A 24,968-nucleotide genomic window follows, 5' to 3' on the forward strand; every position below is an offset into this window, starting at 1 on the left:
ACCGCCGCATGGCGAAAGCAATCTGATGCGGAACATGGATATCCTGTCGCTTATCAATCACGTGCTTCTGGCGGTGGCGCTGTGCATCATCGTGCTGCTGGTCATCTACACGGCGCGGCACTATATATTCACCCTCAATCGCCTGTTCGGCCGCCAACGGCAGCCGTACCTCGATATCGAGCACGGGGTATGGCCGCGCGTGGTGGTCTGCGTCGCCGCACACAACGAGGAGCGGGTGATTGCCGACTGCCTGCATGCCTTGCTGCAAGTCGACTACCCCCAGGACAAGCTGACCATCATGCCGGTCAACGATCGCTCGAGCGACGGCACCCGGGGGATCATCGATGACATCGCGGCGCGCCATCCCGGGCGCTTCTCGCTCTTTCATCGCACCGAGGGCCGTCCGGGCAAGGCCGCCGCGCTGCGCGATGCCACCGCAATGATCGATGCCGAGATCATGATCGTATTCGATGCGGATTATCTGCCGGCACGAGGCTTGATCAAGCAACTGGTCGCGCCCTTCTTTGATCCGGAGGTCGGCGCGATCATGGGCCGGGTGGTGCCGATGAACGCCGGCACCAACCTGCTGACACGTCTGCTCGACCTCGAACGCGCGGGCGGCTATCAGGTGGACCAGACCGCGCGGATGAACCTGGGGCTGGTCCCGCAGTATGGCGGGACGGTCGGTGGCATTCGCTGCCGCGCGCTGGCTGAAATCGGTGGCTGGAATATTGATACGCTGGCGGAAGATACCGACGTCACATTCCGTCTGCTCCAGTGCGGATGGAAAACGGTCTATCAGAACCGCTCGGAGTGCTATGAAGAGGTGCCGGAAGTCTGGCCTGTGCGAGTCAAGCAGATCAGTCGCTGGTCGCGCGGGCACAACCAGGTGATGGTGCACAACATCAGGAAGTTCATCGCAAACAAACACATCAGCAGGCGCGAGCGCGTGGATGGGGCTCTGCTGCTGCTGATTTTCGTCATGCCCCCCATCCAGTTGCTGGGCTGGGTGATTGCCGTGATCCTGTTCTACACGGCGACGCAGTCTATCGTATCCGGTTGGGTTTTCCTGACCGCATTGCTGTGCTACGGGGGCCTCGGGAGCAATGCCGCGTTCTTCGAGATCGCTGCCGCTACCTATCTGGACGGCCACCGGAATCGCATCCGGCTGCTTCCCTTGAACCTGTTCGGCTTTCTCGTCAGCATGGTGGCGATCTCGCGTGCGGGGGGCACGCAAATCATGGATGCGTGGCGCAAGCGGGAACTGGTCTGGGACAAGACGGAGCGGTTTCGCAAGCCGGCGTCCGGACCCACCGGCGGTGTACCCGGCAAGCCCGATACTGCACCGGCGAAGGATCGGGGATGACCGGAAGCTATCTTCTCCTTTCCGGCTCGGTACTGATCCTGCTGCTTTTACCATTCATTCCCGCCATCGTGGAATGGCTGCGACCAACCGATTTCGCGCCGCTGCCAATGCGGCGGGATGAGCCGAACAGCCTGACCTTCTTTGCCAACAGCTTCCGCACGCGGCTTGCGGAGCAGCATGGCATCGATCTGCAGGCGCTCAAGCTGGAGGGCGACGCCTATGAAATACGAACCAGCAAGGCCTTGAGTGTCGGCCGCGATATGCTGACCCGGCCGGCAGACAAGTGGACGGCACTTAGCCGGGCACTCGGGCAGGCGAACCATATCGTGCTGTTCCGGGGCGATGCCTGGATCGCGCCAGGCAGCAGGGTTCGCGCGGATCTGTACGTCGTGCGCAATGTCGAGGTGGGCGCTGGCGCGCAACTGCGCGCATGCCTTGCGGAAGGCGATGTCTCGCTGGGCGAAAACGCGGTGGTGCAGCGTTGGGTGCATGGCAAGCAGGTACGCTTGCTTGGCAACGCGCGCGTGGATGGCAGGGTCACGGCGGTCGAGACGGTCACGTTCACGCCGCCGGCCCGCTTCGAGCGTGCGGGGGCGCAGGCTGTGCTGTTTGGCGAGGTCGCTGCCGCGCCCGCACCCGTGGCATTGCCGCCGGTGGTCAACTCGCGCCAGGTCCTGTACGGCGATGCAGAGATCGGGCCCGACAACGTGCTGTGCGGCGACTATGTGGTCCGCGGCAATTGCCGCGTTGCGGCGAAAGTCTCGCTCGTCGGCAGCATCAAGAGCCACGGCCACCTGCACATCGGCGATGGCAGTCGGATCGTCGGCAGTCTCTCGTCCAGAAAAAATCTGGAAATCGGTGCGGGCAGCGCGGTTCTCGGGCCGTTGATCAGCTTCGAGGACATCGTCATTGGTCCGAACTGCCGGATCGGCCGCCCCGACGCGCCGACCACGCTGGTTTGCAATCGGCTGACCGTCTCGCCCGGCTGCGTCGTTCATGGCGTCATTACCTCCCATGAATCCGCCCATGTTCTCGCTTAGGAGGCGAACCATGCCATGGTTCCCGAATGTCTTCCGGCGCAATGTCGCATGGCCGCAGGCATTGCTGCCCGGCGCCCGCCTGCCGCGGCTGGCAAATCGCTGCGCAGCCACCATGCTTGCGCTTGCGATGCCGCTGGCCGCGATGGCGGCGCCCGCGGAGACTGTGCCCATGTTCGAAGACTTCACCGTGCCCAATGGCGCCATGACCGTATTTGCCCATGGAGACTATGTGGAGCCGTATACCGCCCTCAAGGCGTTGCTGGTCGCGCATCGACTCGGTGTCGACGTGCGCGCGCCGGCAACAGCGTTGGCGCATTGGCTGTTGCCATACCAGCAGGCGAACGGGCCGTTTCCGCGGATCTGCCGCAGCGGTAGCACGGAATGGCTGGCGTGCGGGCCGGCCGATGCCGACGACTCCCTGGCTGTCTTCTGGTGCCTGGTGGCCAGCGAGGTGCTGAAGGGCGACCGGGCCCTGGAGGCCAGCTGCGGCAAGTCCCTTGAAAATCTCGCCACGCTATGGGATCCGCAGCGTGGCACCTTCCGTGCCCTGTTCGGCCAGCCCGTGGCCTATTTTGCCGATAACGTGGAAGTGATCGGCGCACTGGATCGCCTGCGCGCCGATCCGGACACCGCCGCGCGCTATGCGCGGGAACTGGCGAACCTGCCTGCGCGAGGCACGATGCTGGCCGGTCTGTCGCGCAACTATGGCTATGATCCAAAGGGGGCGCTGGAGCCGGAGCGGGCCAGCCTGCCGCCGACGCCGTATGGCTTCTATCCCAACGCCGTTGCGCCGGTCTATCTCTGGATCTATGACTTGAGCACGGGGCCGGTCGCCGCGCGCAACTGGATGGTCTGGAAGCACCGCTATGGCCAGGCCTGGCTGGACGGCAAGAGTGATCATTTTCCCTGGGGCCTGATTGCCTGGGCGGCCTACAAGATTGGAGACACGCAGACCGCCGGGGCCTGGCTGCGTGCATCCGCGCAGTGGCGCCAGCAGGGCCGCTGGAACGTACTGGAGGAGGGCGTGCGGATTGGACTCCTGCATGCATTGCCTGGCGAGACCAATAGAAAGCCATGAATGTGAAACTGCAAAAAATAATTGCGCTACGCAAGCACCTGTTCGGTGTGCTGGCGTTGGTGGCGTTCGTGGCCTGTGCGCTGTTTGCCTATCGCAGCATCAACGCGGGAGCCAGCAAGCCACAGAGCGACAGCATCGTCCTGGTGTTGCCAGACACGCTGCCGGGTGAGAACCGTGTCTACGCACAAGCGTGGGAGGATGCGGCCCTGGAGGAAGGGGTTCGCCTGCGTATCATCACGGCATCGGAGTTCGTGCGCCACGGCCTTGATGGCGAACGGGCTTTTTCCGGGGTGATCCTGCCCGATACGGTGCATCGCTCGATGACCACGGCATTCGTCAACAAGATCAGGCAGTTCGTTGAAGATGGCGGCGCGCTGATGCAGGTCTACGATGCCGGCATCCTGAACGAGGACGGTTTCTATGAGCAGGGCCCGGCGCGCATGTCGGGCCTGGCCGGCGTGTCGTACGGTTTTTATTCGAAGCTTGGCGACGGCATGGCAAATCAGGCGACTGTCTCCGGCACGCCCGATGTCATGGCGGAGCTGCACATCCCACCTGGCCGCTGGATTGCAAAGAACGGGCGTGCTGTGCTGTCAGGCTATGGACAGGACATCCTGCGCTATGCGGCCATGCGTACCAGCGGCAACTACAACGGCCGCGTGCTGATGCAGGCGGACGACAACTCGGTCATCGCCGGCGAGCGCAAGGTGGGAAAGGGCAGCGTGCTGTTCGTCAATTTGCCGCTGGGATACCTCAAGCTGCGTACCGACGGGGTCCTGCTCCATGGCTTCCTGCACTACTTCGCCAACCGCATGCTGGAGCAGCCCCAGCTTTCATCCTCGCCCGATGGGATTGGCGGCCTCGTGCTGAACTGGCATTGCGACGCCAAGATCTGCATTGATGCCACGGATAGCCTGATCAAGGATGGCGTATTCAAGCATGGTCCGTTCAGCTTCCACATCACCGCCGGACCGGACCAGCGCCAGTTCAATGACGGACGGGGCGTGGACCTGCCGAACAATCCGGAATTCGCCGAGGTTGTGCGCGGGCTGATGCGCGAGGGCCACCAGATCGGTAGCCATGGGGGCTGGATCCACGATTGGTTCGGGCTCAATGTCAATGAGAACAATCAGGCCACCATGGAGGTCTACCTGCAGAAAAATGCGGACGCGATCCGTGCGTTGACGGGCAAACCGCAGACAGAGTATTCGGCGCCAACCGGCAACCAGCCGGAATGGGTGACCCGGTGGCTGGACGAGCGGCAGGTCAAGGCTTACTACTTCACAGGCAATATCGGACAGGGTCCCACCAGAACCTATCGGGGAGGACGTCGCGATGAGCACATCTGGTCTTTCCCCGTGCAGACTTATGGTGAGTACAGCACGATCGAGGAAGCCTATATGGCGAACCTCCCGGAGTCGGAGATCGCTGCGTGGCTCACGTCCCTGGTTGAGTTCTCGGCAAATACCGGCGAGATCCGCCTGATCTACTTCCATCCGCCGGGGGCGGTACGGTATCTACGCGCCATCGACGCCCTGCTGGCCACGGCCGATAGCGAGCAGGCCCAGAAGCGCTTTCAATGGCGCACGATGACCGAGGTCGCTGATTTTGCGACGCGGCGCGAGCGGACCGTATGGCACCTCGCCTCCGACAAGAACGACGTACGGGTCTTCGCGGATAACGAGGATTCGCTCGACAAGTTGACGTGGCTGTTCCCGGCGGATCGCTATGCCAGGCCGCGAATCGAGAGCGGACAAGGCCGGGTGACGATGCAGGGGAATCGCTGGATGGTGATTGCGGCCCCTGGAAAGAAGATCGTGATCGCGGCCGCCCTGCGCGCCGGCGGGGCAGCCTGAATGCTTCGGAGCCTGCATTGAAGGCAAGCAACCTGGCCGCGGGTCGCACCGCCGCCGGGCACAACGCGCCTGCTGATGGTGGAAGCCGCACCGGGACGCTCAGTGTGGCAGCCTCAGGCACATGTCGCTCCGATGGACAGCTTATTTTGGGAAGAATTGAGCGTGTATTTGAATCGAATCGTGTGGTGTGCGTTACTGGCAGCATCGGCCATGACCATGGAAATTGCCTGTGCCCAGAGTGGGGCGCTGCCGGGCGGCACTCAAGCTCAGGCGGATGTCGCGCTTGCACCCGATGCGCCGGCCCTGGCGCAGACGCCGATGGCAACGCCGACGCCCGTGCCTATGGCGATACCGGAACCGGTGCCGGTGCCGTATGCGCCGGAGAAGGGGGCAATCGAGTTCGTCTTCGGCGATGGCCATATGACGAATGGCTTCGGCTCCGCGACCGCTGCGGCACTGCGCGGCATGGTCGTGACCTCGCTGGGGGTGGTACAAGGCGAACTGGACCGTGCGAGCCGTTTCGGCTTCAACGGCGAGTACGGCGCACTGTCGCTCACGCGTGACCTCTCCGAGGATTACTACATGACGGTTGGCGCGGGCCTGGGAAGCAGTGAACTGTTTCCCCGCTGGCGCACGGATGTGACCGGCTACCGCAAGTTTGGACCCGACCGACGCTTCGTCGTAGGGCTTGGCGGCTATTATGCAAAAGGCAAGGACAGCGGGCGTTGGGATGACGGCGCGCTGCTGAGCGGCATCGCCTATTTTTCCTCGTTGGTACTCGAAGGCGGCTTGCGCTTCAATCGCGCGAACCCGGGCCACGTGTTCGGGCCGAGCCAATACATCGCGGCCACGCTTGGCAGCGACGAGAAGCGGGCCTTCATCATGCGGGCCGAGCATGCAAGGGAGGCCTATCAGATCCTGACGACCGGCACCGAGCGTGTGAACTATGACAGCCAGAGTTATAGCGTTCAGTGGCGTGAGCGCATCTCCCGCGATCTGCTGCTGCTGCTGGGCGTGCAGTACTACCATAATCCCACGTACAGCCGGACGTCGGCGGAAGTGGGCTTTCGATGGAGCTTCCGGTGAACGACGCCAAGTCTCCAGGACAGCCCGAAGGGCAGTCGGTGCCGCCCCTCATGGCGGAGCCGGGACCCATGGCGCCGTTGCCTCCCGCGCGAGGACAGGCGGCAGAGGAAAACCGCGCGGCCGGGACGCGAGGCAGCGAGGTACGGCGCGTGATCGGCTATCGTGGCGACAGGATCGAAATGCACCGGGCAATGCGCCGGCTTGCGTTTCCGCCGGGGCGCTGGATCGATGTCTTGCTCATTCCCTTCGCGCTTACGCTTGCCATCTGCATGGCCTGGCCCTGGGTGGCGAACCTGTGGAGCCGCATCATCGGCTTCTGGAGCGAGACCCTGGGCGGCGAGATCGTGCTCCAGGCTGACAAGGCTCTGCTACCGGGTTTTGACCTGGTGCCGTATGCACACGCAGATGCTGCCTTGCCTACGCCAGTGCAATGGTTGTGCGGAATGGCAATCACCCTGGTCCTGCTGTTCGGCACCCGGTGGCTGACCGGCAAGTCGCTGCCTCTCGCCTACGGCCTGCGCCTGGTCGGCCTGATCCAGGCCAGTGCGCAGTTCTACTTCTATCTCTGGCCGGCAAGCTTCCACTACGAAGCGGACAAGTCCATCGCTTCACTGACGCAGGCGTCCCTGCTCGTTGTCGTGGTCACGCCATGGCTGTATGCGCTGATCTACAACGTCCTGGATTTTGGCTTCGTGCGCAAACTCCTGTTGTCGACCATGGCTGTGGCGTATCTGATCGTGCTGATTCCGATGCAATACACGCTGACCGCCGTCTGCCTGCTTCACTTTTCCATGCTCTGGTATCCCCTGCTCTTCCTGCTTGGGTCTATCTTCATTCAATTTGGTGCCCTGGTTGCGCTTTATGCCTGGGCGATGAGCTGGCGCCGGCGCGACTGAGAGGGGGCCACCGAAGAGCCATGCCGATCCACTGCACGCCGCTGCAGGCACGGCTCTCCACGGCGCAGGAAGCGCGCGGCATGTATCGGGCGCTTTTGGGGGAGTTGCCGTCGGAGACGGTGGCGCGGGGGCGGTGAGGCTCAACGGGGCCCGCCCCTCGGGCGCTCCGCACGGCTGCACCGATTTTTGAGCCGACGCTATCGTTTCTCCTTGCCAACGGTTGGCTCCCCTCTCGGGGTGCGCGGCGCGCGTGCGCCCGCTGGCAGTGCCACTGGCGTGACGCTCGCTGGAAGTCCCAGGGCCATCCTCCGCGCTCTCGTTGTTCCGAATCATCTGGATAACAAAGAGCCAATTCCCGCCATCAGCTTGAATGCAGTTTCGAGCTTTCCATAGGTGACAGGAGTGCGGCTGTTGATTTATAAGAATTTTGATTCGTTTTGCATAAAAGTGAATCCAGTTATCACGTCACGAATTTCCATCCCGACTTAAAGAATTCCGAAATACTCATGGCCCGAAGGATGAAGCATCACCCCCATCCTGGCGAGCTGCTGCGTGAAGACGTCTTGCAGCCGCTTGGAATCGAAGTTACTGACGCTGCGCGTCGTCTCGGCATGTCGCGCACGACCCTTTCGCGAGTTATCAATGGGCATGCCGGCATCAGCCCCGATCTTGCGGTACGCCTGGAGCGAGCTGGGGTAAGCACGGCTCGGTTCTGGATGACCTTGCAGGCTAACTATGCGTTGAGCCAGGCAGAGCAGCGCGAGCAGCCCGATGTAATGCCGCTTCGAAACGACGCGTTGTCGGCTTGATACGTCAAGGAAAAGGGAGCCGGTAGGCCGGGATCGCCATTTGCGCTGGCGGCGTTGACGGTTGCGGCCATCACGCTGGATTTTGGCGTGGCTGCGAACCTGGTCGTGGGCACTTCTGCGTTAGCGCTCGTCTCCCCCCAGCACTTCCAGGCATGGCCACGCGTCAGCCGGCTTTTTTTGCTCCCTGCGGGAAATGACTCATCTTGCAGTCAACCGGAAGCATTACAATTCGTTACGAAATATTACGAGGCAGAAACGCTTTGCCCGGCGGCCCTGCCAGGTCGCTGACCCTGCCTCGTGATCCAGGCCTGGCTGGCCATTTGCCTATCGTGTCGCTGAAGTTTCAATAGCAAGGGCAGCGCAATACAAGACCGGATACCGGCTTTGCTGCAACGGCTTAAAGGGGAGCATCAAGTCGTGCAAGGACCAATCTCGAGCCTTCAATGGCTATCAGGGCTCGCTGCCAGAGGATTCTTTCAGCATCCCGGGCCTTTTTTCTATTTTCGCTATCTGGGGACGCTCGCCGCGCTCTCCGTGTTTTGCTATCCGCCGGGCGGGAAAAAGTGGCGGCTAAGGCGCATCAAGCTGATCGTGCGCTCGGCATTCCGCTATGCCGCGGTGCGGAGCTGGCTGCAAGCGGTGAATTCCTGCACGCTGATGCAACGCGTCGCCATGATCAAGCCCGCGCTGCTCGTCCGTCCGTATCGGCCGCTCGGCGCATTCGGACTGGGTTTCCGCGAACGCATGCGTACCGTGCTGGAGCACTACCAGGCCATGAGCACGCTGGTGCCGCTGGCGCTTAGCGAACGGATCTACGTCGGCGGCGGCCTCGAATTCCCGCTGGGCGTGGGGCGGTATGCACTGCGCCTGGCCGACTCCGGGCCGAACCCCAGGGAGGGCGAGCTGGCCTTTTATTGGCGCGATACGGCCAGCGGCGTTTGCCTGAGCCAGCTCAGCTTCTACCTGGCGCAAGGCAAGCACGGGGTGGAGATCTTCGTGGGTGGCCTGCAAGGTCCCGTGGGCGAAAACAGCCGCGACCTGATCCGCGAATCCACCAAGGCATGCGATGGCCTGCGTCCCAAGGACGCGGTCATGGAAGCCGTGCTGGCCTTTGCCGCTGCGCTGCAGGTCAGGCGTATCGTAGGTGTTTGCAGGAGTAACCACGTGGGGCGCCAGCGTAATACCCCGCGTGAGATCCTCTGCGACTACGAAGGGTTCTGGATGGAGTCCGGCGGCCAACTGCTGGCCGGCGGCAATGTCGAGATACCGGTCAACCAGCCGCGCCGCGATGTGATGGAACTGCCCTCCAGGAAGCGTTCGGCCTACCGGCGCAAGCTGGCACAGGTCGAGTCCATCCATGCGAGCGTGCTCGACCGGCTTGCAGCGCCCGGCGTGGGACAGGCCATGGCGCCGGCGCCGGTCTTGACGCAAGTCATTGCACCGGCATGTCCGGAGGCGCTTGCGGCGTGAGCGGTGGCGGCGACAGGCCGCCGTGGATGCCGGCCAGGAAAAGCGCGGGATTTTGTCCCGCGCTTTTTTATGGACTGCGGTAAACCCCAGTGGTCTAGGTTTATAGACCTTATTAAAGTAGGCAGCTTCCTGCCAGCCAACCTTGCCGATCGGCCTGCCCACCGCGGCGGCTGCGCCGCTTCCGCCGACAATGCCGAACCCAGCTTCCACCGCCTTGCCTGCCAGCAGCGATCTTCTTTCCCGCAGCCGCCAGCCGGTCTACCTGCAGCTTGCCACCATCTTCCGCCGCCAGATCGAAAGCGGAGAATGGCGCCAGGGCGCGCGCATTCCGTCGCTTGAGCAACTCTGCCGCGAGTTCGGCGTGGCGCGCATGACCATGCACCATGCGCTCTCGCTGCTGGATGAAGAGGGCCTCCTGGCCCGCGAGCGCGGCCGCGGCACCTTCGTCAAGGCCGCCTGCCGCGAGCGCCGCGCGCTGATGTTGCCGGTCAGCTGGGACCAGGTGGTGGCGGTCGGGGAGCAACTCGATACCGAAGCGCTTTCCGAATCCGACGGTACCGTGCCGTTGCCGGAGGCGCTCGGCATGCCTTGTAGCGCGGCGCGTGCGCCGGGCTACCACTGCCTGCGCCGGCTGCACCGGATCGAGCAACGGCCCTTTGCCCTGGGCGAGGTCTTCATCGAAGCCAGCGTGTTCGCGCGCAAGCCCGAAGCGTTCCGCCATGGCCCCTCGGTGCCGGTGCTCGACCGCTTCCCGCAACTGAAGGTCACGGCGGCCAGGCAGCGCCTGTCGATCATTGCGGCGGGCGCGGAGTCGGCCGCCAGGCTGGCCTTGCCGGTTGGCGCGCCGGTGGCCGAGTTGCGGCGCTATGCCTGCGTCGACGGCGTGATCGTCTATTACGCGCGCATTGAATTCCCGAGCGAGTTCGTGTGCCTGGATTTCGACCTGCTGGCATCCGGTGGGGGCGCGGCCCCCACCTATGTTCCGCCGCGCCCGGCAAGCACGCCGGGCGCGCAGTCCTGATGCCATTCCAGCAACCTGCAAACTAGAAATCAACTAGAAATCAACTAGAAATCAACGAGATGCAGACTACCGAGCGCAACCAAGGGAACCATGCCAGCCATGGCGAAAACGGGCAGGGCGAGATGAACGGCGCCGAGAGCCTGGTCAAGACGCTGCTGGCCTGCGGCGTGGACACCTGTTTTGCCAACCCCGGCACCAGCGAGATGCACTTCGTGGCCGCGCTCGACCGGATTCCCGGCATGCGTTGCGTGCTGGGCCTGTTCGAAGGCGTGGTGACGGGCGCTGCCGACGGCTACGCGCGCATGGCGGACAAGCCGGCCGCCACGCTGCTGCATTGCGGCCCGGGCCTGGCCAATGGCCTGGCCAATCTGCATAACGCCCGCCGTGCGCAGACGCCGGTGATCAATATCGTTGGCGACCAGGCCACCTATCACCGTCCGTTCGACGCGCCGCTCACCGCCGATACCGAAGGCTGGGCGCGCCCCGTCTCGGTCTGGACCCGTACCGCGACGCATGCCGCTTCGGTAGGCGCCGACGCCGCCACCGCGGTACAGGCCGCATGCGCGGCGCCCGGCGGCGTGGCCAGCCTGATCCTGCCGTCCGACGTCTGCTGGGATGCCGGCGGCAAGGTGGCCGCGCCGCTGCCGCCGATCCCCGCACCCAAGGTCTCGCCCGATGCCATCGAGCAAGCCGCGCGCCTGCTGCGCTCGGGCCAGCCCACGCTGATCGTGCTGGCCGGCACCGCGCTGCGCGAAGCGCCGCTGGCCGACGCGCACCGTATCGCCGCCGCCACCGACGCCCGCCTGATCACGCCGATGTCCAACGCGCGCGTGGCGCGCGGCCGCGGCCGCTTCAATGTGGACCGGGTGCCGTACTCCGGCGACGTGGCACGCGCCAGGCTGGCCGGTATCCGCAACGTCATCCTGGTCGGCGCGCCGCCACCGGTGACCTTCTTCGCCTACCCGGGCAAGTCGCCGCGGCCGTATCCGGAAGATGCGGAGATCCACGTGCTGGCGCGTCCGGAGCAAGACCTGGCCGAAGCGCTGGCGCGTCTTGCCGACGCACTTGCCGCACCGTCCGTTTCCCTGCCGGCCTCCACGTCCACGCACGAGATCGCCAAGGGCGCGGTGACCTCCGAGGCCGTGGCGCAGACGCTGACCGCCCTGCTGCCCGAGCAAGCCATCGTGGTGGAGGAAAGCGTGAGCTTCGGGCGTGCTTTCTATCCCGGCACCGTGCATGCCGCGCCGCACGACTGGCTGCAACTCACCGGCGGTGCGATCGGCGATGGCCTGCCGTTGGCCACTGGCGCCGCGGTGGCCGCACCGGGCCGCAGGGTGGTAGCGCTGCAGGCCGACGGCTCGGGGATGTACACGCTGCAATCGCTATGGACGATGGCGCGCGAGAAGCTTGATGTCACCGTGGTGATACTGGCCAACCGCAAGTACGCGATCCTGCTGGGCGAACTGGCTGAGGTTGGCGCCAATCCGGGAAAGACCGCACTCGACATGCTCGATATCGGCAATCCGGATCTCGACTGGGTGAAGCTGGCCAACGGCATGGGAGTCGAAGCCGCGCGTGCCGACGATATGGCGCGTTTTGCCGAATTGTTCAGCATGGCGAATGCGCGGCCGGGACCGTTTGTCATTGAACTGGTGATCTGACCTGCGGGCCGCACCGGCTGGCTGATCGGCATGGCGGTACGATGCCGCCGTGTACCTGAATTTATCGCAAGGGGAGGACGCATGCTGCAGCTCAGGCCTGGTTGTGAATGCTGTGACAAGGATCTGCCGCCTGACTCGGCCGATGCACGGATCTGCTCGTTTGAATGCACGTTCTGTGTGGATTGTGCCGGGCAGCGGCTTGGGGGGATTTGTCCGAACTGCGGCGGGGAGCTGGTGGCGCGGCCACGGCGGCCGGCCGGGAAACTGGCCGGATTTCCAGCTTCCGAGGTCAGGGTTTTCAAGCCGGAGGGGTGCGGGGGCGGGTGAATGCGGCGCTTTGGATTCAACTGCTTGGCGTCCAAGGCCTGACTTCAACTTCAAAGGCCGATTCAGGTCTGCGCGGATGCCGGCATCCGCTCGCGATGCCGCGCAGGCATCGCGAGCGGCATCCTTACGCCGCCATCACCTCGCCATACCGTTGTACGTGGTAATCACTATCCCCCAGCAATGGGTCGATCATCGTCAAGCGCTTGAAATAATCCCCCACCTCCAGCTCATCGGTCATCCCCATCCCGCCATGCAGTTGCACAGCCTGCTGGCCGACAAAACGCCCGGCCTTGGCCACCGTCACCTTCGCCGCGCTCAGCATCCGCCGCCGCTGCGCCGGATCGCTTTCATCCAGCGCCTGCGCTGCCACATAAGCCATCGACAACGCCAGCTCCTTCTGCACCAGCATATCGGCCATTCGGTGCTGCAGCGCCTGGAACACCGCCAGCGGCTTGCCGAACTGCTGCCGCGTGCGCAGGTATTCGCCGGTGATCTCGATCAGTTTTTCCATCGCGCCGGCGGCTTCGGCGCATAGCGCGGCAATACCGTGGTCGATGCCGTGGAGCAGGGCGGCCAGGCCGTCGGCCGCGTCACCCACCAGGGCCGTGGCGTCTACCGCGACGTTCTGCAAGGCAAGGTCGGCGGCGCGCAGGCCGTCCATGGTGGGATAGCCGCGCACCGTGAGTCCGGCAGCGCCACGCGGTACCAGGAACAGCGCCAGCTCGTTGCTGCCGGCGATGCGCGCGGTGAGCAGGAAGGCGTCGGCGGCTTCGCCGTGCCAGGCCAGGCTCTTGTTGCCGTTGAGCACGTAGCCGTCGCCCTTGCGCTCGGCGCTGGCACGCGCGGTCTCGGGGCGGTAGCGGGTGGTGGGCTCCAGGTAGGCGAGGGTGACCACGCGCTCGCCGGCGGCGATGGCAGGCAGCCATGCTGCTTTCTGGGCATGGCTGCCGTAGGCGTTCAGCACCGCCGCGGACATGACGGCGCTTGGCGTGACCGGTTCCAGCACCAGGCCGCGCCCGAGTTCGCGCTGCACCACCAGTTGGCTGGCGGCGCTTTCGCCAAAGCCGCCGTATTCGCCTGGTACGGTCAGGCCCAGCACGCCCATCTCGGCAAGCTGTGCCCAGGTGGCGCGGTCAAAGCTGCCGCCGCCGCGGGCGCTCTTGCGGCGTTTGTCGAAGGTGTATGCGGTATCGATGAAGCGGCGCAGGCTGTCCGTCAGCATCTGCTGCTCTTCGCTGTAATTGAAGTCCATGACTGTGCTTGTTCCTTGAATCCCGGGTTGGTGTGGCGTCCCTGAAGTCCTGCGTGACTTCAGAAACCCAGGATCATCTTGGAGATGATGTTCTTTTGTACCTCGGTGGCACCGCCGTAGATCGACGTCTTGCGCATGTCGAAGTACGTCGAAGCGGCAGGTGAGGCCCAGGCCGGGGCGTGCAGCGGTGCGTCGGCCGGCGGCGCCGTGCCGGCTTCCAGCCAACTCGGCGAGTACGGCCAGGCATTGGGGCCGGCCACCTCCATCTGCAGCATGGCCAGGTCCTGCTGGATCTCGGAGCCGCGGATCTTGACGATGGAGGCTTCCGGGCCGGGGCCGCGGCCCGCGTCTTGCGTGGCCACGCGCAGCAGCAGCATTTCCAGCGCCATGATGTCCATCTCGATGCGTGCGATCTTGTCGCGCATGCGCACGTCATCGATCAGCGGGCGGCCGGCCCCGTCGGTGGCCTGGGCGGCGTAGTGCTTGAGCTGGCGCAGTTCGCGGTTGCAGTGGCCGATGCCGGCAATGCCGGTGCGCTCGTGGCCCAGCAGGTATTTGGCGTAGGTCCAGCCGCGGTTCTCTTCACCCAGCAGGTTGCCCACCGGCACTTCCACGTCCTCGAACCAGACTTCGTTGACGTCATGGCCGCCGTCGAGCGTGACGATCGGGCGCACTGTCACGCCGGGTGTCTTCATGTCGATCAGCAGCATCGAGATGCCTTCCTGCGGCTTGCCCTCGGTATCGGTGCGCACCAGGCAGAAGATCCAGTCGGCGAAGTGCGCCATCGTGGTCCAGGTCTTCTGGCCGTTGACGATATAGCGGTCGCCCCGGCGCACGGCGCGCGTCTTGAGCGAGGCCAGGTCCGAGCCGGCTCCCGGCTCGGAGTAGCCCTGGCACCAGAAATCCTCGACCGTCGGGATGCGCGGCAGGAAACGTTCCTTATGCTCCTGGCTGGCATATTTCATCAGCACCGGGCCGATCATGGTCAGGCCGAACGGCAGCAGGCGCGGCGCGCCGGCGCGGAAGGCCTCGATCTCGAAGATCAGGCGCTGCAGCGCGTTCCAGCCGGTGCCGCCCCATTCCTGCGGCCAGGTCGGCGCACCCCAGCCCTGCGCGTGCAGGATGCGGTGCCAGCGCACGTAGTCGTCTTTCTCGACGCGCTGGTGGGCCAGCACCTTATCCCGGATATCGGTTGGCAGGCTGGCCTGCACAAAACGCCGAACCTCTTCGCGGAACGCTTGTTCCGCCGCGCTGAAACGCAAATCCATCTGCTTGTCCCCTGGGTTGGGAAGGCTGGCCAGCGGCCGCCTCTTCGATACGGTGCAGCGATTCTAGGGGTGGCCGGGGATTCGCTGCTTCCGCAATGACAAAGCCGTCCTTCCGCGCTTGCGAACCGATGCCCGCCCGGCGCATATGCCGGGCAGAACACGGCCTTAGCCAAATCCAAATGGCACGCCGCCGGCGCCTGGCTCACACTGGCGCAGTTCCATCGCAGCAATTACACAATCAACGCCGAGGAGACAGGCGATGTCACGTTGGACCAAGTTGCTCGTGCTGTGCGGCTGGCTTGCCGCCGCCGCGAGCGCGTTCGCGGCCTATCCGGACAAACCGGTGCGGCTGGTCGTGCCCTTTCCGCCCGGTGGCGCCACGGACCTGCTGGCGCGTGAGGTGAGCCACGCACTTTCGGTGCGGCTGGGCCAGCCGGTGGTGATCGAGAACCGCCCCGGCGCGGGCGGCAACATCGCCGCCGTGGCGGTCGCGCGCGCACCCGCCGACGGCTACACCCTGCTGTTCGGCACCTTTGGCTCGCTGGCCGTGAACAAGAGCCTGTACGACAAGCCCGGCTACGATCCGCTCAAGGATTTCGCGCCGGTGGCCTCGGTGGCCTACCTGCCGAATGTGCTGGTGGTGCATCCCGCGGTGCCCGCGCACAACGTGGCCGAACTGCTGGCCCTGGCGCGGCGCGAGCCCGGCAAGCTCAGCTACGGCTCCTTCGGCAACGGCTCATCCTCGCACCTCGCCGGCGAACTGTTCACCCACCTGGCGGGCGTGCGCATCGAACACGTGCCCTACAAGGGCAGCGCCCCGGCCATGACCGACCTGATCGGCGGGCGCCTCACCATGATGTTCGACAGCATTTCCACCGCCTTGCCCTATGTGCGCGATGGCCGCGTGCGCGCGTTGGCGCTCACCACCGCCAAGCCGTCCGGACAGTTGCCCGGCGTGCCGACGCTGGCCGCGGCGGGGGTGCCCGGCTACGAGTTGACCGCGTGGTTCGGGGTGGTGGCGCCGGCCAATACGCCGGCCGCCGTGGTCGACCGCCTCAACGCCGAGATCGTCGCTTCGCTCGCGCAGCCCGAACTGGCGGCCCGGCTGGCCAGCCAGGGCACCGTGCCCTTTCCTTCCACGCCCGCGCAGTTCGGCACCTATATGCGCACCCAGTACCAGAAGTGGGATGGCCTGATCAAGTCGGCGAATATTCACCTGGATCAGTGAGTTCGCTGTTCTTCAGGACCGTCCGGTTCCAACCCCATCATCGCTAGCAACATGACTTCCTTCCGTCCCGAGTTCATCCATGACATCCCCCGGCACTGGGCCGAGCAATCTCCCCAGGCTCCCTGCCTGTACGAGACCGGCGGCGTACTCAGCTACGGCGCGCTGTGGGAGCGCATCACGGCCACGCGCGACTGGCTCGCCGCGCAAGGCGTCGGGCAGGGCGACCGCGTCATGGTGGTGGGCGAGAACTGCGCCGGAATGGTGGTGATACTGTTCGCCTGCAGCGCGCTGCACGCCTGGCCGATCCAGGTCAACGCCCGGCTCTCGCCCCGCGAGATCGACGGCATCCGCGCGCATGCCGAGCCGCTGCTGACGTTCTTTACCAGCCATGTCTCCGATGTGGCCGCCGCGCACGCCAAACGGCTTTGCGCGCAGCGCAGCGACTGCACGGCGCTGGATCCCGGCTTCGTCATGCTGCGCGCCGAAGCGGTGCCGGCGCGCGTGGACGCTGCCCAGGCGCGCGACATTGCCACCCTGATCTACACCTCCGGCACCACGGGCGCGCCCAAAGGCGTGATGGTGCCGCACGCCGGCCTGACGATCTTCGCGCGTATCTCGGCAACCTCGCGCGACCTGGGGCCGGACGATATCGCCTACGGGGCGCTGCCGCTGTCGCATATCTTCGGCATTGCCACCGTGCTGATGGCGACACTGTACGCCGGCGCCAGCCTGGTGATGCGGCCCCGATTCGATGCCGCGGACGTCTTCGCCGCACTGGCGTCTCCCGGCGTCACCATGTTGCAAGGCGTGCCCACCATGTTCACGCGCATCATGGCGGTGGCGCGGGAGTCGTCGTTGCCGGGCGGCGCGGCGGCGTTTCCGCGCCTGCGCTACCTCTATACCGGCGGTGCGCCGCTCGATCCCACGCTCAAGCGCGACACCGAGGCATGGTTCGGCCAGCCGCTGCACCACGGCTATGGCATTACCGAATACGCCGGCTCGCTGTTCATCACCCGCAAGGACGCGCCGCGCGCCGATTGCTCGGCCGGCTACATCGTCGAGGGCGTGGAGATCAACATCACCAACGAGCAAGGCGAGCCGATGCCGGCCGGCGAACGCGGCCAGATCCGCGTGCGCGGGCCCGGCGTGATGCGCGGCTATTTCCGCAACGCGGAGCAGACCGCCGAGGCCCTGCTGCCGGGCGGCTGGCTCAACACTGGCGATCTGGGCTTCCTCGGTGAAGACGGCGCGCTGTTTATCGTGGGCCGCTCCAAGGACCTGATCATCCGCTCGGGCTTCAACGTCTATCCGATCGAGGTGGAATCCGTCATCAACGCCTTCCCCGGCGTGCGCCAGTCCGCGGTGGTCGGACGCCCGGCCGCCGACGGCAATGAAGAAGTCGTGGCCTTTATCGAAACGCAGCCGGGCGCGCAGCTGGACCTCGCCGCCCTGGAGGCCTACCTGCGGGAAAGCCTGGCGCCGTACAAGCGGCCGGCGCAGATCCGCGCGATCGAGACCATTCCCACCACCGCCAGCGGCAAGCTCCTGAAGCAGCCGCTGCGCGCCATGCTGGACGGCGGCGCCGTAGCGGCATGACAACAGGCGGCGAATGCCGCCGTCCGCGCCCCGGCATGCCGAGGCCTGGCAGACAACACGGCAGGCAACACCAGACAACACCAGACAACACCAGACAACACACTACGGAGGTGACAGATGAAGCGATGGATGACGATGGCGGGCGCGGTGCTGGCCCTGGTGCAAGGCACGGCGATGGCGGACAACTATCCCACGCGTCCGGTGAAGCTGATCGTGGGCTACGCCCCTGGCGGTCCGGTCGATACCGCCGCGCGCATCTACGCCGACTACCTGGGCCGCTCGCTCAAGCAGCCGGTGGTGGTGGACAACCGCGCGGGCGCCAGCGGCGCCATTGCCGCGGACCTGACCGCGCGTGCGACGCCGGATGGCTACACGCTGTACTTCGTGGCCAGCCCCACCATGACCATGACGCCGCTGATCCAGAAGTCGGTGAACTTCAATCCGAACAAGGATTTCAGCTATATCGGGCTGATCACCGATTACACCAACGTCCTGCTGATCAACAAGGATTTCCCGGCCAGGAACGTGAGCGAACTGGTCGACTACGCGCGCAAGCATCCCGACGGCGTGAGCTTCGGTTCGGCCGGGGTTGGCGCTTCCAATCACTTGTCGGCTGAATTGCTGGCGCAGATGGGAGGCGTCAAGATGCTGCACGTGCCGTACAAGGGCAATTCGCCCGCGATGGCCGACGTGATTGGCGGCAAGGTGACCTTTATGTTCGATATCACGGGCACGGCCATCGGGCATATCCAGGGTGGCAAGGTGCGCGCGCTGGCGGTGACGTCCAGCACGCGCAATGCGGCATTGCCGAGCGTGCCGACCATGATCGAGTCCGGCATGAAAAACTACGACCTGACCGGCTGGTACGCGCTGATCGGGCCGCAGAAGCTGCCTGCCGACGTGGTGGACAAGCTGGTCAAGGCGCAAAAGGCCATCGGCGACGACCCCGCTTTCCAGCAGCGCATGACGCAGGGCGGCTATGACCTCAACATCACCGGGCCGAAGCCGCTGGCCGATCGCATCCAGCGGGAACTGAAGTTGTGGGGCGGGGTGGTGAAGACCGCGAACATTCAGTTGGATTGATGCCGGCTCGCTCCCTGCCCCGCTTGCGGGAGAGGGAGCGACAGCCGTCGAACCGCCGCAAGGAGTCTGTCCTGCTGCCGTGCGGATCAGCTCTCCACGATGGCCCATGCCTCCATGGACTGGCCGCCGGCATCGTCGCCGGTCCACAGCGCGACCTTGCCCGGCGTGGCCGCATCGGGCGTGCCGCCCACCGTCACGGTGTCGTGGTCGAAAATCGGCGCCAGTCCGCGGAAACCGAAGCGGCGCACCGTGGCGCCGGGCATCTCGCGCGCCAGCAGGTCCAGCGTGAGCATCGCCTGCAGCGGGCCGTGCACGACCAGTCCGGGGTAGCCTTCCACGTCGCGCACATAGTCGTGGTCGTAGTGGATGCGGTGGCCATTGAAGGTGAGCGCGGAGAAGCGGAACAGCATGACCGGGTCGGCACGCAACTGGCGCTGCCATTGCGCCTGATGCGCCAGGCGCGGACGCGGGGGCAGCGGCTGTCCCGGCTCCGGCATGGCGCGATAGACCAGGTCATGGCGCTCGGTCAGCGCGGCTTCCCCCTTGACCGTCAGCACATGTTCCACGGTGACGAACCACAGCTCGCCGCTGCGCCCGCTCTTGTGCTCGACATTGCGGATGGTGGAGGTGCGCGTCACGGTATCGCCCACGCGCAAAGGCCGGCGGAAATCCAGCTCGCCGCCGGCCCACATGCGGCGCGGCAGCGGCACCGGCGGCATGAAGCCGCCCAGCGCCGGGTGGCCGTCCTGGCCCAGCTCGCGCTGCGGCGCACGCGGCAGGAAATAGAGCCAGTGCCACAGCGGCGGCAGCGGGCCGCGCACCAGCGCTTCGCCGTCCAGGTCGAGCGTGGCCGCCAGCCCGGCCGCGGGCTCGGGGGCAAGGGTTTCGGTGCGGCTTTCGCTGCGGCCGATCCAGGCGCGCAGGGTTTCGAGTTGGTTCATGGCTGATTCGGCTGATTCGCTGCGGGGTGGTTTGCCAGCGCGAGCATGCGCCGGGCCTGTTCGATGACGGGGCGGTCGACCATCTTGCCGTCGACCTGTACCGCGTGGCTGCCGCTGGCGGTGGCGGCCAGCACGCGCTGCGCCCAGTCGAGCTGCTCCGCCGTGGGCAGGAAGCCCGCGCGCACCGCGCCGAGCTGGGCGGGATGGATGCACAGCTTGGCGCCAAAGCCGAGCGCGCGCGCGTGCGCCACGTCGTCGGCCAGCACCGCCTCATCCTTGAGCGCGGTGGTGACGCCATCCACGGGCGGCGGCAGCCCCGCCACGCGCGAGGCCAGCACAATGCGCGAGCGCGCCATCAGCAGCGCCTCGCGCGCATGGGCGCAGCCCAGGTCCACGGCAAAGTCCAGCGAGCCGAAGGCCAGCCGCGACACGCCGTGGGCGGTAGCGACCGCATCGATATCGTGCAGGCCGCGCGCGCTCTCGATGAGCGCCACGATGCGGCCGTGCGGATTGACCTGGGCCAGCGCCTGGGCGATCTCGCCGAGTGCGGCCGGGTCTTCCGCCTTGGGCACCAGCAGGCCGGCCAGCGGGATGTCCGGCGGCAACGCGCGCAGCCAATCCATATCGGCGGCGAAGGCCGCCGAGCTGGTGTCGTTGATGCGCACATGGGCCTGTGCCTGCGTGCCGCGTTCAAGCAGCCAGGCGGCAATGGCCGAGCGCGCGGCCGGCTTGGCGTCCGGGTGCACGGCATCCTCGAGATCGAGGATCAGGGTATCGGGTGCGGCGGCAGCGGCCTTGTCGAAGCGCTCGGGCCGGTCGCCCGGCACGAAGAGGTAGGTAATCGCGGTGGACATGAAGCAGGTCTCGGTTGGATGGGCCGTGGGCCGTCGTTTATCTGGCGACGGGCAGCCAGTCGCTGACATTTGCCTGCTGTTCCAGCGCCCACACGCGGGCAATGATCGCACGCATCTCGGCCTCGCTCGCGCCGTGGCGGAACGCACCAAGCTGCAGTGCCTTGGCTTCGAGTTCCGGGCGCGACAGCGTATTGCCCGGATCGCCCTTGGGCACGTCCACGCGGCCTGCCAGCGTGCGGCCATCCGTGGTCGTCACCGTGACGCGGCCGATCCACTGGCGCGGGTAGGCGGCATTGATCTCGTCGTCCAGCGCCATCTCGACCTTGTCGCGAAAGGCCGCCACCTTGGCGTCCTGCAACGCGTGATCCTCGAACTCGGCCAGGCCGGCGTGCGCGTGCACGGCCACCAGGCCCAGCACGGTGCCCATGGAGAACTTGGCCTGGTGGATGGTCCTGGGATCGGTCACGGGGCCGAGCACGTCGATGGCGCCCTGGTGCACGTGCGCGGTGACGCTGGCGATCTGGTCCGCGCGGAGCTTCTCGCGCAGCATCAGGTCCTTGAGCGCGTCGGCTGCCGGGTGCGTGTGGCGGCACGAGGCGAAGAACTTGAACGAGGTTTCGGCGGTGGCCCAGCGCTTGCCAAGGCCGTCGGTCAGCGCGGCCGGGTTGGCGTCGCTGGACATCCCGGCGGCCATGCCCTGCGGGCCTTCCAGGATGCGCCTGGCGCCGGTGAAGCCGGCACGCGCGATCCATGCGGACATCAGGCCGTCGGCGGCTGCCTTGGCGGTGTGCAATTGCTTCGAGTCAGCGGCGTCGCGCAGGAATTCCCACAGGCCGGCGGCCTGGGTGCCCGCCGAGCCGAGCGCCTGGTTGATGCCTTCGGCATCCATCCCGTAGAGCTTGGCCACGGCAGCGGCTGCCGCCAGCGTGCCGACGGTGCCGGTGGTATGGAACACGCGGTAATGCGAGCGGCCCATGAATTCGCCGATGCGGATGCCCGCCTCGTAGCCGGCGATGGCGGCCAGCAGCACATCGGCGCCGCTCTTGCCTTCGGCCTGGGCGGCGGCGATCACCGCCGGGAACACCACGGCGGCGGGATGCAGCACCGAACCGTTATGCACGTCGTCCTGCTCCACCACGTGGGAGGAGGCACCGTTGATCAGCGCGGCGAAGTAGGGCGAAGTGCGGCGGCGATCCACCAGCACTTCCGCCGGACCCTGCTGCGGACCCATCGCGGCAACGAACTCCTGCAGCTTGCGCACGGCCGGCGCGTCCTTGCCGGCGATGGCCGAGGCGATCCAGTCGAGGAACAGGTCCTTGATGCGTTCCACCACCACGGCGGGCACGTCGTCCAGCGTGAAGCGGGCCAGGAAATCGCATAACTGGCGGGTAGGGTAGGTGTGGTCAGTGGATTGGCGCATGCCGGCTCCGGGCAGTGTTCGGGGTTGTCTTGTATTTTCGCGGTTCCTCCCCTCGCCCACTGGCGTGGGCGAGGGGAGCTACATCCGCGCGAGATGTCACGCAGACGCCATCGCTGCGTTTCCTTTCTTCAAATCGTCCTGCTGTCTGTCATCCTGGCAATCTCGTCCGCGCCGTAGCCCAGCTCAGCCAGGATGGCCGCGCTATGCGCGCCCAGCGCCGGCACGTCGCCCATCACCGGTTCCACGCCCGACAGGTTGGCCGGCGGCAACAGGGCGCCGATGGGGCCGCCCGGGCTGGCCACTTCGCGCCAGCGTCCGCGCGCCGCCAGTTGCGGGTGGTTCCATACGGCTTCGATATCGTTCATCGGCGCGTTGGCGATCTGCGCTTCGTCGAGCAGTGCTTCCACCTGCGTCACCGTCATCGGCGCGAAGCGTGCCTCGATCAGCGCGGTCAGTTCGGCGCGATTCTTCACGCGGCCCGGGTTGGAGGAGAAACGCTCGTCCTTGAGCAACTCGGGCTGCGCCAGCACCTTGTTGCAGAAGGCCTGCCATTCGCGCTCGTTCTGCAGCCCGAAGATCACGCTGCCGCCGTCGCCGGTACGATGCACGCCATAGGGCGCGATCGCCGGGTGCGATGCGCCAAAACGCGCCGGCGCCTTGCCGCCGTAGTGGCCGAAGTACAGCGCGTAGTTCATCCACTCGGTCAGCGCTTCGAGCATGGTCACCTCCACGCGCAGGCCCTGGCCGGTGCGTCCGCGCTGCAGCAGCGCGGAGAGGATGCCGCTGTAGGCGTACATGCCGGCAGCGATGTCGGCAATCGAAATGCCCGCGCGGGAGGGTTCCTCCGCGCTGCCCGTGATGCCGATCAGGCCGGCAGCCGCCTGGATCAGCAGGTCGTACGCCTTTTTGTCGCGATAAGGCCCGGCGTCGCCGTAGCCGGAGATATCGCAAACGATCAGCTTGCCGTAGCGCGGATGCAGCGCGTCGAAATCCAGGCCCATGCGCGCGGCGGCGCCGGGTGCGAGGTTCTGCACCAGCACATCGGCATCGGCCAGCAGGCGGTGCAGCACGGCTTGCGCCTCGTCCTGCTTGAGGTCAAGCGTCAGGCTCTCCTTGCCGCGGTTGAGCCAGACGAAGTGCGAAGCCTGACCGTTGACGGTCTCGTCATAGCCACGCGCGAAATCGCCCACGCCGGGGCGTTCCACCTTGACCACGCGCGCGCCGAGATCGGCCAGCTGGCGGGTGGCAAAGGGCGCGGCCACGGCATGTTCGAGGGAGACGACGCGAATGCCGTCGAGCGGGCGGATGCCCTGGTGCGAAGGAAGCATTGGCGCGGGCCCTCAGAACGAACGCGGCAGTTCGAGCACGTGCTCGGCCACATACGACAGGATCAGGTTGGTGGAGATCGGCGCCACCTGGTACAGGCGCGTTTCGCGGAACTTGCGCTCGATATCGTACTCGGCGGCAAAGCCGAAGCCGCCGTGCGTCTGCAGGCAGACATTGGCCGCTTCCCACGATGCATCGGCTGCCAGCAGCTTGGAGATATTGGCCTCCTTGCCGCAGGCCTTGCCGGCGTCGAACAGCGCGGCGGCCTTGTAGCGCATCAGGCTGGCGGCCTCCACGTTGACATAGGCGCGCGCGATGGGGAACTGGATGCCCTGGTTCTGGCCGATCGGGCGGTCGAACACGATGCGCTCGCGCGCGTAGCTGCTCGCGCGCTCGATAAACCAGTAGCCGTCGCCCACGCATTCGGAAGCGATCAGGATGCGCTCGGCGTTCAGGCCGTCGAGGATGTACTTGAGCCCCTTGCCTTCCTCGCCGATCAGATTCTCGGCGGGGATCTCCAGGTTGTCGAAGAACAGTTCGTTGGTCTCGTGATTGACCATATTGCGGATGGGCTGCACCGTCAGGCCCTTGCCGATGGCTTCACGCAGGTCCACCACGAACACCGACAGACCTTCCGACTTGCGCTTGACCTGGTCCAGCGGCGTGGTGCGGGCCAGCAGCAGCATCAGGTCCGAATGCTGCACGCGCGAGATCCACACCTTCTGGCCGTTGATGACGTAGCGGTCGCCCTTCCTGACCGCGGTGGTCTTGAGCTTGGTGGTGTCGGTGCCGGTGCTGGGCTCGGTGACCGCCATCGACTGCATGCGCAACTCGCCCGAGGCGATGCCGGGCAACCAGCGCTTCTTTTGCGCTTCGGAGCCGTGGCGCAGCAGGCAACCCATCACATACATCTGGCCGTGGCAGGCGCCGGAGTTGCCGCCGCTGCGGTTGATCTCCTCCATGATGACGGAGGCCGCGGTCAGCGGCAGGCCCGAGCCGCCGAACTCCTCGGGGATCAGTGCCGACAGCCAGCCGGCCTTGGTCAGCGCGATCACGAATTCTTCGGGGAACGCGTTCTGCTCTTCCACGCGTTGCCAATAGGCGGAATCGAAACCGGCGCATAGTGCACGCACGGCTTCGCGGATGTCGGGATACGGCTGGTCGTGCGAGTCTTCTGCGAACATGGAATTGGGGCCCCGTTATGGACGTTATGGACGTTATGGACGTTATGGACTGATGGACGTGATGGGATTTACCTTGCGGCCATTATTCCCGAGGGCTTGCCGCGCGGTAATTCGGATTTGCGAAAGAGCGGCTTAGCGCCCCCGGAAGCGAGTGGTCAAGGGGTCATAAAAGGGGGGCAGAGGGCGAGGATGCATGTCGCCCGTGT

21 protein-coding genes are annotated in these 24,968 nt (G+C 65.8%); 14 read left to right on the top strand and 7 right to left on the bottom strand.

Annotated elements, in window-relative coordinates; all coding sequences use genetic code 11:
* The first annotated feature begins 25 nt into the window (after window positions 1–25).
* From AC1DQ3_RS01630 to AC1DQ3_RS01680, 11 genes are all read left to right on the top strand, one after another.
* Entirely contained in the window at window positions 26–1,366 is a 1,341-nt protein-coding gene (locus tag AC1DQ3_RS01630) for a glycosyltransferase family 2 protein (protein WP_477118415.1), read from the top strand.
* Window positions 1,363–2,406 carry a bactofilin family protein gene (locus AC1DQ3_RS01635; RefSeq protein ID WP_477118416.1) on the top strand — a complete coding sequence of 348 codons (1,044 nt, stop codon included), beginning with the start codon at window positions 1,363–1,365 and terminating at the stop codon, window positions 2,404–2,406. The genes AC1DQ3_RS01630 and AC1DQ3_RS01635 overlap by 4 nt, the downstream gene beginning before the upstream one ends.
* A gap of 10 nt (window positions 2,407–2,416) precedes the next feature.
* A complete protein-coding gene (locus AC1DQ3_RS01640; RefSeq protein ID WP_477118417.1) occupies window positions 2,417–3,484 on the top strand; it encodes a hypothetical protein in 1,068 nt (355 codons plus the stop codon).
* Window positions 3,481–5,340 carry a polysaccharide deacetylase family protein gene (locus AC1DQ3_RS01645; RefSeq protein WP_477118418.1) on the top strand — a complete coding sequence of 620 codons (1,860 nt, stop codon included), beginning with the start codon at window positions 3,481–3,483 and terminating at the stop codon, window positions 5,338–5,340. Before AC1DQ3_RS01640 ends, AC1DQ3_RS01645 begins: the two co-directional genes overlap by 4 nt.
* 210 nt (window positions 5,341–5,550) lie before the next feature.
* Window positions 5,551–6,426 carry a YaiO family outer membrane beta-barrel protein gene (locus AC1DQ3_RS01650; protein WP_477118419.1) on the top strand — a complete coding sequence of 292 codons (876 nt, stop codon included), beginning with the start codon at window positions 5,551–5,553 and terminating at the stop codon, window positions 6,424–6,426.
* Window positions 6,423–7,322: a hypothetical protein gene (locus AC1DQ3_RS01655; protein WP_477118420.1), complete on the top strand. Its 900-nt coding sequence runs from the start codon at window positions 6,423–6,425 to the stop codon at window positions 7,320–7,322. Before AC1DQ3_RS01650 ends, AC1DQ3_RS01655 begins: the two co-directional genes overlap by 4 nt.
* Window positions 7,323–7,759: 437 nt before the next feature.
* On the top strand, window positions 7,760–8,131 hold the full coding sequence (locus tag AC1DQ3_RS01660; protein WP_477118421.1) for a HigA family addiction module antitoxin: 372 nt from the start codon (window positions 7,760–7,762) through the stop codon (window positions 8,129–8,131).
* 534 nt (window positions 8,132–8,665) lie between these two features.
* Complete coding sequence (locus tag AC1DQ3_RS01665; RefSeq protein ID WP_477118422.1) at window positions 8,666–9,601, top strand: DUF535 family protein; 936 nt, start codon at window positions 8,666–8,668, stop codon at window positions 9,599–9,601.
* Between the two features lie 190 nt (window positions 9,602–9,791).
* A complete protein-coding gene (locus AC1DQ3_RS01670; protein ID WP_477118423.1) occupies window positions 9,792–10,622 on the top strand; it encodes a GntR family transcriptional regulator in 831 nt (276 codons plus the stop codon).
* Window positions 10,623–10,744: 122 nt separating this feature from the next.
* A complete protein-coding gene (locus tag AC1DQ3_RS01675) occupies window positions 10,745–12,283 on the top strand; it encodes an acetolactate synthase large subunit (RefSeq protein WP_477118503.1) in 1,539 nt (512 codons plus the stop codon).
* A gap of 81 nt (window positions 12,284–12,364) precedes the next feature.
* Complete coding sequence (locus AC1DQ3_RS01680; RefSeq protein WP_477118424.1) at window positions 12,365–12,610, top strand: DUF1272 domain-containing protein; 246 nt, start codon at window positions 12,365–12,367, stop codon at window positions 12,608–12,610.
* Window positions 12,611–12,734: 124 nt separating this feature from the next.
* Here AC1DQ3_RS01680 and AC1DQ3_RS01685 read toward each other — a convergent pair whose 3' ends face one another.
* Together AC1DQ3_RS01685 and AC1DQ3_RS01690 are read right to left on the bottom strand one after the other, a co-directional pair.
* The gene (locus AC1DQ3_RS01685) at window positions 12,735–13,862 is read right to left on the bottom strand and encodes an acyl-CoA dehydrogenase family protein (RefSeq protein ID WP_477118425.1); all 1,128 of its coding nucleotides are present in this window, start codon (window positions 13,860–13,862) and stop codon (window positions 12,735–12,737) included.
* A gap of 59 nt (window positions 13,863–13,921) precedes the next feature.
* Complete coding sequence (locus AC1DQ3_RS01690; RefSeq protein WP_477118426.1) at window positions 13,922–15,130, bottom strand: acyl-CoA dehydrogenase family protein; 1,209 nt, start codon at window positions 15,128–15,130, stop codon at window positions 13,922–13,924.
* Between the two features lie 259 nt (window positions 15,131–15,389).
* On the opposite strand from AC1DQ3_RS01690, the gene AC1DQ3_RS01695 reads away from it, so the two are divergent.
* The 3 genes from AC1DQ3_RS01695 (at window position 15,390) to AC1DQ3_RS01705 (ending at window position 19,037) form a co-directional block, all read left to right on the top strand.
* Complete coding sequence (locus AC1DQ3_RS01695; RefSeq protein WP_477118427.1) at window positions 15,390–16,358, top strand: tripartite tricarboxylate transporter substrate binding protein; 969 nt, start codon at window positions 15,390–15,392, stop codon at window positions 16,356–16,358.
* A gap of 51 nt (window positions 16,359–16,409) precedes the next feature.
* Window positions 16,410–17,954 carry a class I adenylate-forming enzyme family protein gene (locus AC1DQ3_RS01700; protein WP_477118428.1) on the top strand — a complete coding sequence of 515 codons (1,545 nt, stop codon included), beginning with the start codon at window positions 16,410–16,412 and terminating at the stop codon, window positions 17,952–17,954.
* A gap of 117 nt (window positions 17,955–18,071) precedes the next feature.
* The gene (locus AC1DQ3_RS01705) at window positions 18,072–19,037 is read left to right on the top strand and encodes a Bug family tripartite tricarboxylate transporter substrate binding protein (RefSeq protein ID WP_477118429.1); all 966 of its coding nucleotides are present in this window, start codon (window positions 18,072–18,074) and stop codon (window positions 19,035–19,037) included.
* Window positions 19,038–19,123: 86 nt separating this feature from the next.
* Here the strand turns inward: AC1DQ3_RS01705 and AC1DQ3_RS01710 are convergent, their stop codons facing one another.
* The 5 genes from AC1DQ3_RS01710 to AC1DQ3_RS01730 form a co-directional block, all read right to left on the bottom strand.
* Window positions 19,124–19,978, bottom strand: coding sequence for an HTD2 family dehydratase (locus tag AC1DQ3_RS01710; protein WP_477118430.1), 855 nt, complete (start codon window positions 19,976–19,978; stop codon window positions 19,124–19,126).
* A complete protein-coding gene (locus tag AC1DQ3_RS01715; RefSeq protein ID WP_477118431.1) occupies window positions 19,975–20,832 on the bottom strand; it encodes an HpcH/HpaI aldolase/citrate lyase family protein in 858 nt (285 codons plus the stop codon). Before AC1DQ3_RS01715 ends, AC1DQ3_RS01710 begins: the two co-directional genes overlap by 4 nt.
* A 37-nt stretch (window positions 20,833–20,869) precedes the next feature.
* On the bottom strand, window positions 20,870–22,252 hold the full coding sequence (locus AC1DQ3_RS01720; protein ID WP_477118432.1) for an MmgE/PrpD family protein: 1,383 nt from the start codon (window positions 22,250–22,252) through the stop codon (window positions 20,870–20,872).
* Window positions 22,253–22,380: 128 nt separating this feature from the next.
* Window positions 22,381–23,580 carry a CaiB/BaiF CoA transferase family protein gene (locus AC1DQ3_RS01725; RefSeq protein WP_477118433.1) on the bottom strand — a complete coding sequence of 400 codons (1,200 nt, stop codon included), beginning with the start codon at window positions 23,578–23,580 and terminating at the stop codon, window positions 22,381–22,383.
* Between the two features lie 12 nt (window positions 23,581–23,592).
* A complete protein-coding gene (locus AC1DQ3_RS01730; protein ID WP_477118434.1) occupies window positions 23,593–24,762 on the bottom strand; it encodes an acyl-CoA dehydrogenase family protein in 1,170 nt (389 codons plus the stop codon).
* Between the last annotated feature and the right edge of the window lie 206 nt (window positions 24,763–24,968).

The sequence above is a fragment of the Cupriavidus sp. 01T418 genome (assembly GCF_056398885.1).